Genomic DNA, 16,820 nt, shown 5'->3' on the forward strand with positions numbered 1-16,820 from the left:
ACCGGCAGGTCAGTTGTCCGGTGAACACAACACCGGAAATTAGACTTAAGTCTAATTAGCTATGCGGGAAGGAAAAATGCCCGGTGATCAACATGGGTATACGGTTTCATACGTTTTCATCATTTGAGCCAGCCTGGCCGGCCTGTGACGAGCGTCAGGCAAGGATCGCTGCAACCTTCTCTCTGAGTAAAGGCAGCACCCTCTTTTCAAACCAGGGATTCCTCGCCAGCCAGCGGTTATTGCGGCCTGACGGATGGGGCAGCACCATAGCATCCGAACCTGATGATGCTGTTTGTTCTACAGCATCAGTTAACGTTTTGTACTCCGGAAAATAATATTGCTGTGAGTAGCGCCCGATATGGATCATGAGTTCAGGGGACAACTGAGCGAGAACCGGTTTGTGCCAGGTGGCAGAACAGATTTTAGGCGGTGGTGCATCTGCACCATTCTTGTAGCCCGGAAAGCAAAATGCCATGGGAAGGTGAGTAAATAAAGACGAATAAAATGCTGACCGGTTCACCCCGAGCCAGAGGCGAAGTTTATCGCCACTGGCGTCATTCCAGGGCTGGTGGCTTTCGTGAGCTTTGATGCCGGGTGCCTGTCCGACAATCACAATTTTCGCTTCAGCATGCAGTTGCACTACCGGTCGGGGAGCATGAGGTAATCCCCCTGCACACAGCGTGCAACGGTGTATGTCACTGAATAATTTGGCCGGATCCGTTTCAGTCATAGACCCACACTGATTGCATAAACTTCAAACTCTGGCACTATGAAACTGCCTGAAAAACCATCAAATAATAAGGACATATCCATGACTTCGCTACTCAAGAAATACTTGTCTGCCGCCATCATAACATTCTCGTTGTTTCCTCTGGCAGCCAATGCAAAAGATTCACCTCAGTATGCCGACATTCCTGCTCCGGAGTTTGAGTTTCTTTTTGAAGCCGTTGTAACACTTGATCCGCCCCTTGAAGTCGGTGAGACACGATACGGTAAACGCCGGATTATAGGCATTAATGGCGGTGAATTTCGCGGCCCCGAACTCAATGGAAAGGTGTTGGGAGGCGGCGCCGACTGGCAGACAGTGAGAAAGGACGGAACCGCTGATCTGGTGGCGGATTACAGCCTGCAAACCGACTCCGGCGAAATCATCTATGTGCATAATGAAGGGATCCGCACCGCTTCACCTGAAGTGCTGGCCAGACTGGCTAAAGGAGAAGACATGCCTGCAGCGTCTTACTACATGCGTACTGCCGCAAAACTGGAAGTCGCTTCAGACAGTCCCCACGCCTGGCTGAATAAGTCAGTTATCGTGTCCACCGGTATGCGAAAAGCCAACAGCGTCGTCCTGCATTTCTACCGCGTTAAGTAACCGCCTTACTCATGCTGCGCGCAGAGAAAGTCTCTGCGCCTCTCACTCCACCGTGCGCTTAAGCGGATCCCACCAGCATTTTTTAAGCCACGCAGTGCACAGAGCTATCACAGACAGGCTGACAACGAAGGGTTCCCAGGCTTTAATGACCATAAAGATTGGTGCTGCGGTTAATGCTGTATGCCAGATAACACCCACCACCACATTAGCGGCATCTTTTTTAAACTGGTTGTTCGCAGTTATTGCGACGCCATCTTCCTGCAGCGCCCGCACGACAGGCTGCCACCAGCCCCAGGGACGGGTTTTCTGATAGAACGCTTTCAGCACTCCCATATCATCCGGTCGGGTGAGCAGGCTGACGCCAATGCACACCAGCAAGCAGAAACCGAATAAAAACGGGAACGCATACAACGGCTGAATGTCCGTGAACATAAGAAAGACCGACAGAATGATTCCCGCCGTCATGCCGCAAAAGAATGCCATGCCGTTGAAACGCCACCAGTACCACTTCAGTACGTTCGCTGCCGTGTAACCACCGTATAACGCAGACACCAGCCACATCACCATACTGTTCAGTGACGGTACAAACAACCCGAGTAACGAACCGAAGACGATGAAAAGAACAGACACCAGATAGCTGAGTTTCAGCGCCTTTCTTTCCGGTATATCAGGATTGATGTAGCGTTTATAAATATCGTTGACCACATAGGCCGGCGCGGCGTTTGATGTGGCAGCAAAGGTAGACATGAAAGTTGCCAGCAGCCCGGCAATAATGAGCCCCAGCAGACCTGACGGAATAAAATTGGCCAGGGTCAGCGGTAATATTTGCTCGAAATCTGCAGCGCTGTTCATTTGATTTAAAGCCGGCGTGAGATAAACCAGCGCCAGTACGGTGAGCCCGGTGACCATCATGTAGCGGGGAAATAACAGTACAATACTGACAAAACCGCTCATTTTAGCCGCCTCTGATGGTGTGCGCGCAGCAAGAATACGCTGCATATCAAAGTTAGGCGCCGGCCCGGCCAGACTTTGCAAAATGCCTTTGAAAAGCCCCAGCATGATAAAAAGCGAAAACAGTGAATAGCCGTCACCGGCAATCCGGTCATTAGCCTCAGGCAACAACGTTTGCCAATCCAAATCCAGTTGCCAGCCAAACGACAGTGATGTCCATCCCTCAGGCACCACTGCAGCCAGCATGCCAGGAGAAACCTGCATCATTGCAATCACACCGATGGCAATGCAGGCCGCTGTCATAACTAAAAACTGTAACACCTCTGTGTAGACCACACTCACCATGCCACCACGTACAACATAAAGCGCAGTAAACCCGGTGATCAGAGCGCCGTAAAGCACTTCGTTAAGCCTGACATCTGTACTTAACTGCCAGGGCAGGAAGGCCGCAGCGAACTTGCCGATGCCGGTGAATCCGTAAGCGAGAAGCCCCAGCACACTGATCAACGCAAATACAACCACAATGATATGGCTCAGCGTGGCCCCCCGCCCTTCGCCAAACCGGAACCGTATCCATTCTGCCCCCGTCATCACACCCGACCTGCGCAGCCAGACGGAAAGGAAAATCATAAGAAAAATTTGGTTAAAGCTGGGCCAGAGCCAGGGAATGAATACGCTTTTCAAACCATAGATAAAAAGCAGGTACACCATCCACATGGTGCCACTGATATCGAACATGCCTGAGGCATTGGACAGCCCGAGCAACGGCCAGGGGATTTTATTCTGGCCGAGAAAATAATCTGTTGTGTTTTTTTTGTTAAATCTGGCTATTCCCATTCCAAGCAGAATGACAACACAGAGATAGCCAGCAATGACGAGAACGTCAAAAGACGACAACTTCATAGCATGTTCCATTAAGGCCGGTGAGGCTCAGTCACCATTTTACCTTTTTGAAACCGGTTGTCGTCAATAAACAATGTATTAACGAATGTAACCCGTCAAACGGTGTGACGCTACTGCCCTGCGGTTACCGATGAAGCGGTCCAGTTGTCCGTTCTGAAGGGTACTGCGGGTAAGCCTTCCCCGTTCACCAGATTCACGACCGGATAATCAGCCCAGGCATAGCGCACGGCAACAGGTTTCTTCACATTCGCATTAGTTAATATAATTTTCTCACCGTCCAGTTCCGCGTCAGCAAGAAAGAACCGCTTATCTTCACCGGCGATAATAAAGCCTGCAGGTGCGTTACCTTCTGTTGTTGTCAGGCCCTCAGCATTACTGAAACGTAACGTCACTTTATCGCCTTTAATATCCATACCTGAAAAGTCCGGCCCTGACGTTACGATATCCTGATGGCCGTACGCCTGCCGGGCCGCCTGACGCCATAACCTCTCGCCCACAGGCCGCTTGTTTTTAGGATGAATGTCGTCCGGATTACCCACATCAATGGACACAGCCATGCCAGTATCCGGCAGAGATAACGTCTCTTTTTGTGCATCCCGCAGGTAAGCCCATGCACTGTCGGGCTGTAAGGCCTGTGGTTTCAAAAATGCTGAAAGCTGCACAAACAGGAATGGCAATGTGCCGTCATCCGCCTTTTTGCGCCATGTCCTGATCAGTGTTTTAAATAAGTCTGCGTAGTATTCCTGACGATCGACATTGCTTTCGCCCTGATACCAGATAACGCCTTTTACCCGGTAAGGTAGCAAGGGATTTATCATCGCGTTATACAAAAACCCGGGAGTGAAGGTGTAGTTTTCAACCTCAGGAACAGGGGGCTCAATGGTATTAGTGCCCCGCCATTGTCCGGATATATCAACTTTCTCAGAGCCGACTTCGCGCCAGATTTGTGCCGGCCGGCCCACATAGGCTTTGTTATCCCAGTCGTTCGTCACCCGGATAGCGAATACGTTTTTTCCCCGCCGCAGCCACTTTTCTGGCAGGTGATGCAGTGAATCACCATTGCGCCAGTCTTCTTTCGCAATCACGTGACCGTTAATAAACACAAAAGCGTTCTGAACAATGTCACCCACATTAATCGTGACAGATTTCGACATATCATCATCTGTAAGCGTGAAGGTATGCCGCAACCAGGTAAATTCAGTAAACGGTGTACTGTTCGGCAGGGTGACTTCAGGCCATTGACTGTCATCATAATCAACCTCAGCCGCACCGGTAGCCAATGCTACGGCTTCACTGTCGATGCGGCGCCACTTTTCGGTATTTCGCGTGTCGTTGTCACGCAGCGTTTTTGCCCAGTCAGGGTTGCGCTTTACTGCTTCAGCCTGTTCCCGGTAGCCGGGCACAGTTTCAACCGTCGCCAAATCAATCCAGGCTTCTGCCGGTGTGCCGCCCCAGTTACTTTCAATAATGCCCACCATTACATCTTCTTCTGATGAGACTTTTTCAGCAAAAAACCAGGCCACGGCAGAGGATGCACCGGCGGTGCTGGCATTGGCGACCTGCCACTTGCTCTCAGGCAATGTGGTCTGCACTTCCGGCGACAGGGTATTTGGCACATCATAAAGGCGAATGCGTGCATTACCGGCTTCAGCCAGTGCTTTTTCATTACCTGTAACGTGGTCTTTTAAATCCCATTCCATGTTGGATTGCCCGGCGGCAATCCACACATCGCCGTACCACACATCATCAAATGACGAGGTATTATCGCCCTGCACAGAAAGGGTATAGGGGCCGCCTTTTGCTTGTGCCGGTAACGAAACGGTCCAGTTCCCGGAAGCAGTTACCGTTGTGGTTTGTTCCACGTTATTTATCACAACACGGACAGTTTCGCCGGGCGCACCTGTGCCCCACAGATTGACCGGTTTGTCACGCTGTAACACCATGTGATCAGTAAATAACGTCGCTATTTCTGCTGCGGATGCGTGCACTGACATGACAATGGACAGTGTCATGCACAAAAGGCTTTTTTTCATTTTAATTTCCTGAGGTAAACCGGCGTGCACGCAGCAAGAAGAGTGCTATTTAACAGCCCGCGTGCTTTCCCGGATAATGATTTCAAACGGTAAAATGTATTCGGTAAGTTTCGGCTGTTCACCTTCAATTATGCGGAACAGCAATTCGGCAGCTTCTTCCCCCATTCTCACAGCAGGCTGCCTGATGGTGGTCAATGGAGGATCGCAGTAATTGGCCATATCCAGATCGTCAAATCCGGTGACAGAAATGTCATCGGGTACTTTCAGACCTTTCTCTTTTAAGCCTTTGAGTGCTCCGATTGCCATTTCATCGTTGGCACAGAAAAGCGCCGTAGGCCGCTCGTCCATGTTGACGAAATGCTTCACTGCATTAAATCCGGACCAGAACGAAAAGTCGCCTTCAACCACCAGCTCTTCATCAAAGGCAATGCCCGCATTTTCCAGCGCCTGTTTATAGCCATACTGCCTGGCCATGGAGTGAAGGTTGTCTTTCAGGCCGGAAATCATACCGATGCGGCGGTGGCCCTGACTGATCAGATACGTCACCATTTTGGCAGCGGCTTCTTCATTGTCGATGCGAACAGAATAGTAAGGGGTACCGGCACAGCCAGCCGCATTCACGGCTTTTACATCTTTAATAGGCAAAACAGCTTTGTCATTGTGGGGAGTCAGCTGAATTAATCCGTCCGCCTGACGGGTTTCCACCAGTTGAATAAATTCCTGCTCCCGGCTGGCACTGTCACGGGTATCACCGAGCAACACATTAAAACCATGCTTTGCAGCCGTATCTTCAACGCCACTGATTAACTGCGCGAAGAACAGATTAGCGATATTAGGTACCAGCACTACAATGGTGTTAGTGCGCTGTAAGCGAAATTTTTGAGAGGTGAGATTTGGCCGGTACTGCAATTTCTCTATCGCCTGATTCACACGGCGGAGACTTTGTTTTGAGACCATTTCAGGGTTACTGATAGCTCTTGAAACGGTGGCTATTGATAAGCCTGACTCTCTGGAAACATCACGGATAGTGGCCATAGTCGATACTTTCTACGCTGGAATGGTAAGGGAATTCAACAAACTCCCTTCACGCTTTTTTAATAATTCATGCAGTGTAAAACATCGGGGGTACTATTCGTACCCCCGCTTCACGACTTTCTGCTTAAGCTCAGAACTTCGCTCTTACGCCCACGATGTAGCGGGTTTCATAGTAGTTCTGGAAGGCGTACTGATCTTCCCATTGCAGGTAATAATCTTCGTACTCGCCAGTGATGTTCGAGCCCTGCGCATAGACAGAGAAGTTCTCATCAATGTCGTAGCTGGCAGAAATGTCCACATAAGATGTCGGGGCCTGATAAAGGTTCAAAGCTCCCCAACCACCCTGACCGGCTAAGCGTTCGCTGCGGTAGTTGTAAGCAATACGTGCTTCAAAACGGTCGCCCTGATACCAGCCGATAACGTTAAACTGACGCTCAGAGTTGTCGTTAAACATATTCTCTTCGCCGTAAATGTCAGTACCGGAACCTTCACTGGGTGAATAAGTGAAGTTAGTATCCATACCGAAGCTGGCTAACAGAGACTCACCTTCGATGAAGTCACTGAACGCGATTTTCGCACCGATTTCAAAACCTTCCAGCGTACCACCGTCACCCTGAACCAGCGTAGTGATTGGTACGCTGCGACGTACTATTCCGTCGGCATCCGGCATTTCCATGTCTACCGTCTGGTTCACAGTGAAACTGTCAATTTCAACACGGAATAGTGCAGCAGATACCATACTGGCCTGACCGGGATACCATTCTAACGACACGTCGTAGTTAGTCGAGCGCCATGGATCAAGCTGCGGATTACCCGCCAGGCTACCACCGGTCACAATGAACTGACCTTGTGTCGGGCTGCCTTCTACTGAATCTAACGCATTGCTTAACGTTAAACCTTCACCGTACTGATTCAGGTTAAGCGGTGTCATGTTTTCTGAATAAGCAAAACGTGCAATTACATTGTCCGTGATGCTGTAAGACAGGTTCAGAGTTGGTAACACATCAGTATAGTCACGGCTTGAAACCACATCGCCGGTATCAATAGCGGTACCACTGTAAGGCAGGTTATCACCGGCAATGTTCTGCTTCACAGTAAGGTCAGTTTCGATAACACGAATACCCACGTTACCGGTCAGCAAGCCGTCCATGCCTTCGAAGTTTGCCTGCAGGAAGTAGCTTAGCTCAGCCACATCAGCGCTGAAGCTGGAACCGGGAACGATTTGTTTTACCGATTCACCGAAAACGCGGTTATGGAAGGCTTCAGGATCATCGTAATCTGCAGGATCAACCGCCCAGATTGCAGGAATACCGGAAACAGGGCCGAAGTCTGTGACCTGTACCACGTTGTTGTACTGATCAAGAGGAATGCTTTCCAGAGCGGCATAAGGCATGAATTCGCCGTTTACCATCTCGCCGTCTGAACACGCTGGCGCATCAGCATTCAGCAATACGTCTGTCGCTTTCCACTGTGCCATACAGCCGGCGGTTTGTACCGGTGAAAACAGGTGATAACGCTCGTAGTCTGCGCTGCGTTTACCATAGCGGATACCGCCTTCGATGCTGGTCACGTAACCGCTGTCGAACAAATATTTGCCTTTCATGCTAAAGGCGTTGATGTCGCCTTCTGAGTTTTCATTGTTCTCAGAGCTGAAAGCGCCAATGTTGTAGCTGGACAAATTGCCCATGTAATCGGCAATAGTCGCACCGTCGCCCAGGCCGCCGGTCAGTGAACGGTCAAAGCCGCTCCACACAGGGTGCTCACCGGTAGTGTCATAAGTCAGATGCGGATTTTCGCTGTAGCCCATAGCATTAATAGCTTGCAGACAGCCGCCGTCATCGCCCACAACCACATCATCGGGTCCGCACTTGTCAGACGGAACCAGGTTAGTTGTACGGCCCAGTGTGGTTGACCCGTTGGTCATATCGCCTTCGTTATAACCGTGACGGTGTTCCTGCGAGGCACGCCCGATAATTGCACGGAACTGACCACTGAATGCGCCACCGTTATCGTAATCTAATTGCAGGTTAATGTTGGTAGAACTGTTGTTGTACACATCGTTCTGAGTGAATGACTTCAGACGTGACGGGTACAGTTCAGCCGTTTGCCAGGAATACATTTCGCCGCCGTCAATCATTGCACCGGTGGCACGTTCCTGCGTTGGCGTAAACCAGCCGCGGGGGCCCCACTTGTTGGTTGCACTTAAACCGACTTTACGGTTGTATTCTTCCTGCTCGGTGTAGAACACATCTGCAGTGAAAACAAAACCTTCACCCAAATCAACCTGCATGGATGTGTTCAGGCCCAGACGCTCACGTTCAGTGCCTTGATTCCAGGCAGAAAAACCTTGTGAACCTAAGATAACGCGGCCATCACGGCCGTCCACGCCAACTTCCGCAGCACTGGTGCGGTCGGTCCAGCCGGCATCGCCCGGGCTGCCGGTATTGATACCATTATAAGAGTTCGCCAGATTCACATTGGCGTAGGTACCGGAGATCATGAAACCCACATCGCCGTTCTGCCAGTTATACAATGCAGAAAAATTAGGATCGTTCTTTTTAGTTTCATCGCCACGTTGCATTTCTGCTGCACCGCTGAAGGTAGAGCCTTCCTCAAAATCAAACGGACGATAAGTTTTTAAGTTAACAGTACCGGTGATACCGGCATTGCCCAGATTGGCTGTGGCATTTTTAAATACATCAGCACCACGGAACAGAGGTGACGGGATATCGCTGAAGTTAGGTTGAGTGGATACAACAGAGTTTGCACCAAGATACTGTTCACCGTTCAGCTGAGTGACTACCTGAGGTAATCCCCGGATATTGAGTGAACCACCCTCACCCGCAGTACGGCGAATTTGCACACCGGAAATACGTTGCAAAGAGTCTGAAATTGTTACATCCGGCAGTTTACCGATATCTGTTGCAGCAATAGAGTCTACAACAGTGGCTGCCGTTCGTTTGTTGAAAATGGAAGCTTCCTGAGAGCCCCGGATACCGCTGACGTTAATCACTTCGATATCACTGTCATCAGGTACTTCTGTCTCTTGTGCGAAGGCTGTTACAGGTTGGATGGCCGCTAGTACGCACAATGCCAACACCGAACGTTTCACGCCATGTTTTCCGGCAAATGTCTCTTTCATCTCTGGTCCCTAATTGCGAAAAAATTTTCTTAAAAAGGGTGCAATTTCGTGTCCTCCCGATACCACACCCGTAATGTAACCGTTTTCAGGCAGAGGCAATCTATTACATTAAAACTTACTTTTCAATAACAGCAATTTTACAGCACAACCTAAATTGCAGGCAGTGTATCCTCGTAATTAACATGATTCAAAAAACCATGTAATTCTTAAACTTAACCAAAATCAGCCTTATTAAAAAGGTGGTTTTTTATGCCTCAAAATGGCGGATTAAGCCTGATAAACTTCACGATGAATGGTTTTATTTTTCAGACGAAACCACGGAACGCTATTCAGTTTAAGAAACCGTTATCAGCAACAAAAACCGCACCAAAAACTAACAAACATCTATTATTCAATAATTTAAAATTAAACCTAACAACAAAACACATAAATTATTGAAACCGGTTACATAAATACGCTAAGGTACACCACAAATTGTTAAATCAATTTACACAGCATCACAAAAATAAAACGTTCCGGATACCAGTTGGATTTTCAAGCCCCATGATGAATCGAAGACAACTTCTTAAAACACTTACCGCTGTAGGGGGCATTGGCGCAGCATCCCTGCTAAGCGGCAATGCCATCGCTGCCGCTCAACACTTCAGAGGCGATGCCACTGCGGCTTCACCGGCAATATTGAGCGTCAATGCATTAGAAACCCTGCGCCGGATTTGCGCGCTGACTATTCCTCAAACCAGCACACCCGGTGCTGCTGAGGTCATGTGTCACCACTTTATCGATCATCAGTTAAGCGTGGTGTACGACGAAGAGGAACAGCAGTCAGCTCTCGCACTGCTTGCCAGCATTGATAAGAACGCCACATCCTTTGGCGCTAAACAGTTTTCCCTCTTGAACGAAGCGTCCCAATTGCGCTTGTTAACTGCCCTGGAGAAAGCAGAAGCCCCCTTTTCTGCCGCTCAAAAGGGCACGTTCAAGTTTCTTAAAAGCCTGATCGTGTTTGGTTATTACACATCTCAGCCGGGCGCGACAAAAGAACTGACCTACCTGCCTGTACCCGGGGGTTTTAAAGGCTCAGTGCCTCTCGCCTCTGTGGGCAGCGCTTACAGCTCTAAAGCTTATTACTAGCCGGAAGTACCGAAATGAACAAAGAAATGTATATAGATGAATCTTCAGAAGTTTATGATGCCATCGTAATTGGTTCAGGCGTGACCGGAGGCTGGGCGGCGAAAGAGCTGACCGAAAAAGGCATGAAAACGCTTATGATAGAGCGTGGCCGTGTTGTTGAACACCGCAAAGACTATATCTCAGAAGCCGTACCGCCCTGGGAATATGCCAACCGTACCAAGGTGGCAAAAGAACTTGCTGATGAGCAATACAAAATTCAAAAGCAGTGTTACGCCTTCCATGACGGGACAAAACACTTCTTTGGTAACGATAAAGATTATCCTTACAGTACAGAGGAAGGGACGGATTTCAGCTGGATCAGAGCTAATCAGCTGGGGGGTAAATCGTTACTCTGGCACCGTCAGTCATACCGTATGAGTGCCTTCGACTTTGAAGCGAATAAGAAAGACGGCCACGGCAATGACTGGCCCATCCGCTACAAGGATTTAGCGCCCTGGTATGAGTATGTAGAAAAGTTCGTGGGGATCAGCGGGGCTGCGGCCAACCTGCCACAATTGCCGGACAGCGTATTTTTACCGCCGTTTGAAATGACAAAACCCGAGCTGGATTTCACCGCAAAAATGACGGAAGCGGAGCCGGATAAACCGGTCATCATCAGCCGTTGCGCCCATTTAACAAAGCCGCAGAAAATCCATCTGGAAATGGGCCGTGCACAGTGCATGGCAAGAAACGAATGTCAGAAAGGCTGCTCGCTGGGTGCATACTTCTCAACACAAAGCGCAACCCTGCCCGCTGCAGCCAGAACAGGTAATCTGTACATTGCCCCAAACAGCGTGGTGGAAAGCCTCATCTATGATGAGAAAACCAATCGCGTGAAGGGTGTACGTGTTATCGACAACGATACCCTGAAACAGCGGGAATATTACGCCAAAGTGGTGTTCTTATGTGCTTCCACTCTGGGGACCACTCAGATAATGCTGAACAGCACATCTAAACAATTCCCCAACGGTATTGCTAACAGCTCCGGCGTACTTGGCCATTATCTGATGGACCACAATTACAATGCACTGGTGACCGCCAGCATTGACGGCTATGAGGAAGAATATTATTCCGGCCGAAGACCGGCATCGCTGTATATTCCTAACTTCCATTATGAACCCGGGCGCTACCACAAAGACTTCAAACGGGGTTATGCGTTAGCTGGCAGTGCATCACGGGCTGACTGGCAATCGATGGGCAGTATGGATGGCTTTGGGAAGTCCTTTAAATCACTGTTACACAATCCTGGCGGCTGGGGAATTGGCCTGCAGGCTCAGGGAGAAATGCTTCCCCGTCACGATAATCAGGTGGCGCTGCACAGTTCCAAAAAAGACAAATGGGGTATTCCCCAGTTAAATATTAACTGCAAGTGGTCAGATAACGAAAATGCCATGATGCAAAGTGCGCTGGAAGTGGCCTCTTCGATGATGGAAAAAGCCGGCTTCAATAATATTGAACAGCGTATTCTGGGTCAGGCGCCGGGCCTGGCTATTCACGAAGTGGGAACGGCCAGAATGGGCCGGGACCCGAAAGATTCTATTTTAAACGGCTATAACCAGGCTCATGACGTACCGAATTTATTTGTGACAGACGGTGCCAGTTTCTGTTCTACTGGCGTGGGAAATCCCTCGTTAACCTTTATGGCAATTACTGCCAGAGCAGTTGATTACGCAGTAAAAGAATTCAAATCAGGACGACTATGATGACTAAAACAATGAAGCGACTCTCTCCTGTCGCTCTGGCTATTGGCCTTGGCGCAACAGCATTGCTGGGTGGTTGCAGTGAACAACCCGCTCAGAACACGCAAACTGCATCTGAACCGGCTGCACAGGTAGCAGCCCCGGAGACAGAACAAGCTTTTGTTGCTCCGCAAATCAGCGTGCAACTGTGGTCGGTAAAAGACGCATTAAAAGACGACTTTAAAGGCACGCTGGAAAAGCTTGCAGCTCTTGGTTTTGACGGTGTTGAATTCGCAGGCGACTTCGGCCCCTACGCAGAAGATCCTGCCGGCTTAAAAGCGTATCTGTCTTCCATTGGTTTAACGGCCAGTGGTGCACACGTACAAACTCCGCAGTTAACGGATAACCTGGAAGACACCGTTGAGTTTTATCAGGCGCTGGGTATTGATGCTCTGATCATTCCCTGGGATGACCGCGCATTTAACGGTGATGATGTTAAAGCATTCGCTGCGGAACTTACTGATTTATCTGAAGCGCTGGCACCTTATGGCATGAAGGTTGGTTTTCATAACCATGCTCAGGAATGGGCTGATTACGGCGATACCAGCTATTTCGACTATATAGCCAGTCATACGCCTGAGTCAGTCATTTTGCAGCAGGATGTGGGCTGGACAGTACACGCTGACAAAGATCCCATTGCTTTCGTTCGTCGCTATCCCGGCAGAACATTAACCACTCACTTTAAATCCGATGTACTGGAAGACAGTGACTTGCTGCCCATTATCGGCAAAGACGACATAAGCTGGTCTGCGATTTACCGTGCAACAGTGTTAGATGGTGGTGCTGAATGGATTGTCATTGAACAGGAAGTCTATCCTGACGGACTTTCTCCTATGGACGCTGTAGCCGCCTCTAAAGCCGGCTTCGACGCCATCATTGCAGAGTAATTAAACGCTGATGCTGTATTCTCTGCACCTGTGCATTGCTGCACAGGTGCAGAGTGCCAGCATAATTTACTACTTAGTATCCGTAATCAGTCCGGAACCAACGCGATGGCTTCCCTGACCGGAGTTTCACCTTCAGTCAGCTCGATAATTTTACGGCTGATCCCCTCGTTTTCGATAATAGCCAGCAACGTTTCAGCCACATCATCTCTTGAAATATCACCATATTTAATGGCGAGTCCGGCATTTACCTTTCCGGTTCCCTCTTCCAGCGTAAGCGTGCCCGGCCGGAGGATGACCCAGTCCAGCTTACTTTGCGCTAAGTAAACATCCGCCAGACGCTTCACCCGCATGTAGTTTTCAAAGGTTTCTGATATATGTTTGCCCCGGCCGGCATCCGGGAATACCGACACAAGAATGAAACGCTTCACACCGGCAGCCTGCGCGGCATCTACCGACTTTTCCAGTCCCTCACCGTCTACGGCATTCGTTAACTCCACACTGGCACCACCGGCACCGGCGGAGAACACCACGGTATCAGCGCCTTTCATTGCTGTAGCTAAGCTGTCGACGCTGGCATCTGTAATGCTAAGAAGACAGGGTTTCCCTCCCAGCCCGGTCAGGCTGTCGCTTTGTTCCGGCTTCCGGTGCATGGCCGTGACCTGATGGTCGGTGTCACTTAACCGCTTCACTAAACGTGAACCCACTTTACCTGCTGCACCAACAATAAATACGTTTGCCATGATTTACTCCTCTTTCAGATTATCGCCCGGCGTATGTCGCTCAGGCTTGCCCGTTTGGAAGAAGGGCAAAAAAATCATAAGTACAAGATTGGTACTCAGCGGAGTGAGGCAAGATCAACCGGTGCGATGAAACGTAGCCCTTTATTAAACATGAGCTGAAATTGTCTTCCAGCTATGCTTCACAAACCCTTACCAACAAAGGCCTGAAACCGGTTTTTGTTGGTAAAATTGCCCGTATACAACTGACGTCTTATTCCGTTCCCGTTAATTCGATGTAAAGTCATTGCTGTATTTTTTAGCAGCGGGCTTTCTTGTTCAATTGCTGCTTCCCCTCTTCTTTTTACTATCGCATTGGAATCTTTTTTGAAAAGCGATTTACCGGAGTGATCATGTTTTCTGAATCCAGAATTTTGTGTCCGCAATTAAAAAATAAAGTGATGAGTGCTGAACAGGCTGCTGCATTCATCAATGACGGTGACTCAGTAGGTATGAGCGGTTTTACCGGCGCCGGTTACCCAAAAGCCCTGCCGGGTGCCCTGGCTAAACGTGCAGAAACACAACGTCAGGCAGGCAATCATTTCCAAATCAATTTGTGGACCGGTGCCTCAACAGCGCCTGAGCTTGATGGTGCGCTGGCAGCCGTGGATGGTATTAACATGCGCTTGCCCTTCCAGTCCGACCCTGTTTGCCGCAAGCAAATCAATAATGGTCAGATGCATTACATCGATATTCACCTGTCTGAAGTTTCCCAATACGCCTGGTCAGGCTTTCTGGGCAAACTGGACATTGCTGTTATTGAAGTGACGGCTATTCATGAGGATGGCCGGTTAGTGCCTTCATCTTCAATTGGTAACAACAAAACCTGGATTGAACAGGCTGACAAGATCATTCTGGAAGTGAACAGCGGACAAAATCTGAAACTGGAAGGCATGCATGATATTTATTACGGCACCGCCTTACCGCCAAACCGCAAGCCCATCATGTTAACCAAAGCCGATGACCGTATCGGCGATGCGTATTTTACTATTCCCCCGGAGAAGATCCTTGCCATCGTAGAAACCTCTGCCCCTGACAGGAACAGTCCATTTACGCCGCCGGACGCCTGCTCAAGACAGATTGCTGACCATATTCTCGATTTTTTCCGCTTTGAAATTCAGAAAGGCCGCTTACCCAAAGAACTGCTGCCATTGCAATCAGGCGTGGGCAACATTCCCAATGCCGTATTGGAAGGCCTGGATACCGGCGGCTATAAAAACCTGACAGCGTACACGGAAGTGATTCAGGACGGCATGCTAAAAATGCTCAAGTCTGGTACGTTATCAGTAGCCTCGGCCACAGCATTTTCACTCAGCCCCACGGCGCTGGACGAGCTGAATAAAAACATGGATTTTTACCGCGAGAAAATCATTCTCCGCCAGCAGGATATCAGTAATCACCCTGAGATCGCCCGCCGTCTGGGCGTCATTGCCATGAACGGCTTACTGGAAGCAGATATCTACGGGAATGTGAATTCCACTCATGTGATGGGCACCAGAATGATGAATGGTATTGGTGGCTCAGGCGACTTCGCCCGTAACGGATACCTGTCTATTTTTGTCACCCCGTCCACCGCTAAAAACGGCGCAATATCCTCTATAGTACCTATAGTGTCTCATGTGGATCACACCGAACACGATGTAAAAGTCATTGTTACCGAGCAGGGTCTGGCTGATTTACGGGGCCTGTCACCCCGTCAGCGGGCAAAAGTCATCATCGATAAATGTGCCCATCCGGACTACCGCGACAGACTGCACGACTATTTCGAAAGAGCCTGTGCCAGCGCCCGCGGTATGCATACCCCTCACATTCTCGGCGAAGCCCTGAGCTGGCATGAGAACTACGAACAGTTTGGTAAAATGTAAGTATACCTGAGAAAGCCGGTGATTGACCTGATCACCGGCGGATGTTGAGCCGGACACACCGGCATTTTATTTCTTCTGTGAAAACAACCATGGCAGTAGTCCGGGTTCTGCCAGAGCCGGATCCCAGCTGTTATGATTCACGCCCGGGTAGGTGGTGAATTTGACCGGATTGCCCTGTGCCTTCAGCCCTTCCACCATGCGAATGTTATATTCGGGGATCACCACCTGATCCACATCGCCATGGAATGCCCAGACGGGAAGATCAGAACGGATATTACCGGCAAGTTCAGCATTTGCACCGCCACAAATTATCACTGCGGCAGCGAAGGTGTCAGGCTTTCTGGCTAACAGCTCATAGCTGCCCATGCCCCCCATAGACAATCCCATCAAATACATGCGGGATGTATCCACGAAAGGCTGCTCTGACAACCAGTCAGTTATCGCCATGACGCCTTTAAGCGCGTCGGTGGCCGGCACGTCATTTTCGCCGGTATACGGATAGTCAAAACTAAAGGGTAACTGACTGCGGTCAGCGATGGCAGCGGCCCAGTAATCTTCTGCAGGCGCCTGAGGGAAAATAACGATGGCGGGAAAGTCGCTGCGGTGCTCTGCAAACAATTTACCGCCGTTGTTCAACTGCGCCTGATTGTCGTTGCCACGCTCTCCGGCACCATGCAGAAAAAGCACCACCGGATAGTTTTTTTGCGGATCAAATTGTTCCGGCAACATCATCTGATAAGGTGTTTTTGTGCTTCCGCTGTCAAAAACATTGGCTTCATAATACTGTCGCCAGACTTCCCCGGCGGCGGACTCCTGTGCACTCACATTCTCTGCCGCAGTTTTTTTTGGCGCCTGAACAACAGGCGTATTGTGAGTGGTACACCCTACCAGCAGAACACTCAATGCCACAGCACTGATTGAAAACTTAGCCAATCTTCCCATCATCTTTT

12 protein-coding genes are annotated in these 16,820 nt (G+C 49.6%); 5 read left to right on the forward strand and 7 right to left on the reverse strand.

Annotated features, from left to right (window positions below):
* Positions 1-154 precede the first annotated feature (154 nt).
* A complete protein-coding gene (locus ACXAG2_RS16880) occupies positions 155-730 on the reverse strand; it encodes a uracil-DNA glycosylase family protein (protein WP_474868901.1) in 576 nt (191 codons plus the stop codon).
* Between the two features lie 81 nt (positions 731-811).
* Between ACXAG2_RS16880 and ACXAG2_RS16885 the strand changes: the two genes are divergently transcribed.
* Entirely contained in the window at positions 812-1,372 is a 561-nt protein-coding gene (locus ACXAG2_RS16885) for a DUF3237 domain-containing protein (RefSeq protein ID WP_474847444.1), read from the forward strand.
* A 42-nt stretch (positions 1,373-1,414) separates the two neighbouring features.
* On the opposite strand, the gene ACXAG2_RS16890 is transcribed toward ACXAG2_RS16885, so the two are convergent.
* The 4 genes from ACXAG2_RS16890 to ACXAG2_RS16905 all read right to left on the reverse strand — a co-directional run bounded on the left by ACXAG2_RS16890 (position 1,415) and on the right by ACXAG2_RS16905 (position 9,436).
* Positions 1,415-3,226, reverse strand: a complete 1,812-nt coding sequence (locus ACXAG2_RS16890; protein WP_474868903.1) for a sodium:solute symporter family protein — start codon at positions 3,224-3,226, stop codon at positions 1,415-1,417.
* Between the two features lie 110 nt (positions 3,227-3,336).
* Positions 3,337-5,259: a sialate O-acetylesterase gene (locus ACXAG2_RS16895; protein ID WP_474843318.1), complete on the reverse strand. Its 1,923-nt coding sequence runs from the start codon at positions 5,257-5,259 to the stop codon at positions 3,337-3,339.
* 45 nt (positions 5,260-5,304) lie between these two features.
* A complete protein-coding gene (locus ACXAG2_RS16900; RefSeq protein ID WP_474868905.1) occupies positions 5,305-6,294 on the reverse strand; it encodes a LacI family DNA-binding transcriptional regulator in 990 nt (329 codons plus the stop codon).
* Positions 6,295-6,424: 130 nt separating this feature from the next.
* Positions 6,425-9,436 carry a TonB-dependent receptor gene (locus ACXAG2_RS16905; RefSeq protein WP_474868908.1) on the reverse strand — a complete coding sequence of 1,004 codons (3,012 nt, stop codon included), beginning with the start codon at positions 9,434-9,436 and terminating at the stop codon, positions 6,425-6,427.
* A 543-nt stretch (positions 9,437-9,979) separates the two neighbouring features.
* Between ACXAG2_RS16905 and ACXAG2_RS16910 the strand changes: the two genes are divergently transcribed.
* Genes ACXAG2_RS16910 through ACXAG2_RS16920 form a run of 3 tightly spaced genes read left to right on the forward strand, consistent with a single transcriptional unit; the run spans position 9,980 to position 13,229 of the window.
* Positions 9,980-10,564 carry a gluconate 2-dehydrogenase subunit 3 family protein gene (locus tag ACXAG2_RS16910; RefSeq protein WP_474868910.1) on the forward strand — a complete coding sequence of 195 codons (585 nt, stop codon included), beginning with the start codon at positions 9,980-9,982 and terminating at the stop codon, positions 10,562-10,564.
* 14 nt (positions 10,565-10,578) lie between these two features.
* Positions 10,579-12,306 carry a GMC oxidoreductase gene (locus tag ACXAG2_RS16915; RefSeq protein ID WP_474868912.1) on the forward strand — a complete coding sequence of 576 codons (1,728 nt, stop codon included), beginning with the start codon at positions 10,579-10,581 and terminating at the stop codon, positions 12,304-12,306.
* On the forward strand, positions 12,303-13,229 hold the full coding sequence (locus ACXAG2_RS16920; protein ID WP_474843328.1) for a sugar phosphate isomerase/epimerase family protein: 927 nt from the start codon (positions 12,303-12,305) through the stop codon (positions 13,227-13,229). The genes ACXAG2_RS16915 and ACXAG2_RS16920 overlap by 4 nt, the downstream gene beginning before the upstream one ends.
* An 86-nt stretch (positions 13,230-13,315) precedes the next feature.
* Here ACXAG2_RS16920 and ACXAG2_RS16925 read toward each other — a convergent pair whose 3' ends face one another.
* Positions 13,316-13,969, reverse strand: coding sequence for an SDR family oxidoreductase (locus ACXAG2_RS16925; protein ID WP_474843330.1), 654 nt, complete (start codon positions 13,967-13,969; stop codon positions 13,316-13,318).
* Between the two features lie 389 nt (positions 13,970-14,358).
* On the opposite strand from ACXAG2_RS16925, the gene ACXAG2_RS16930 reads away from it, so the two are divergent.
* Positions 14,359-15,870, forward strand: a complete 1,512-nt coding sequence (locus tag ACXAG2_RS16930; protein ID WP_474868914.1) for an acetyl-CoA hydrolase/transferase family protein — start codon at positions 14,359-14,361, stop codon at positions 15,868-15,870.
* A gap of 66 nt (positions 15,871-15,936) precedes the next feature.
* Here ACXAG2_RS16930 and ACXAG2_RS16935 read toward each other — a convergent pair whose 3' ends face one another.
* The gene (locus ACXAG2_RS16935) at positions 15,937-16,815 is read right to left on the reverse strand and encodes a carboxylesterase family protein (protein ID WP_474843334.1); all 879 of its coding nucleotides are present in this window, start codon (positions 16,813-16,815) and stop codon (positions 15,937-15,939) included.
* Positions 16,816-16,820 lie beyond the last annotated feature (5 nt).

The organism is Alteromonas sp. ABH4_456 (genome assembly GCF_056160645.1).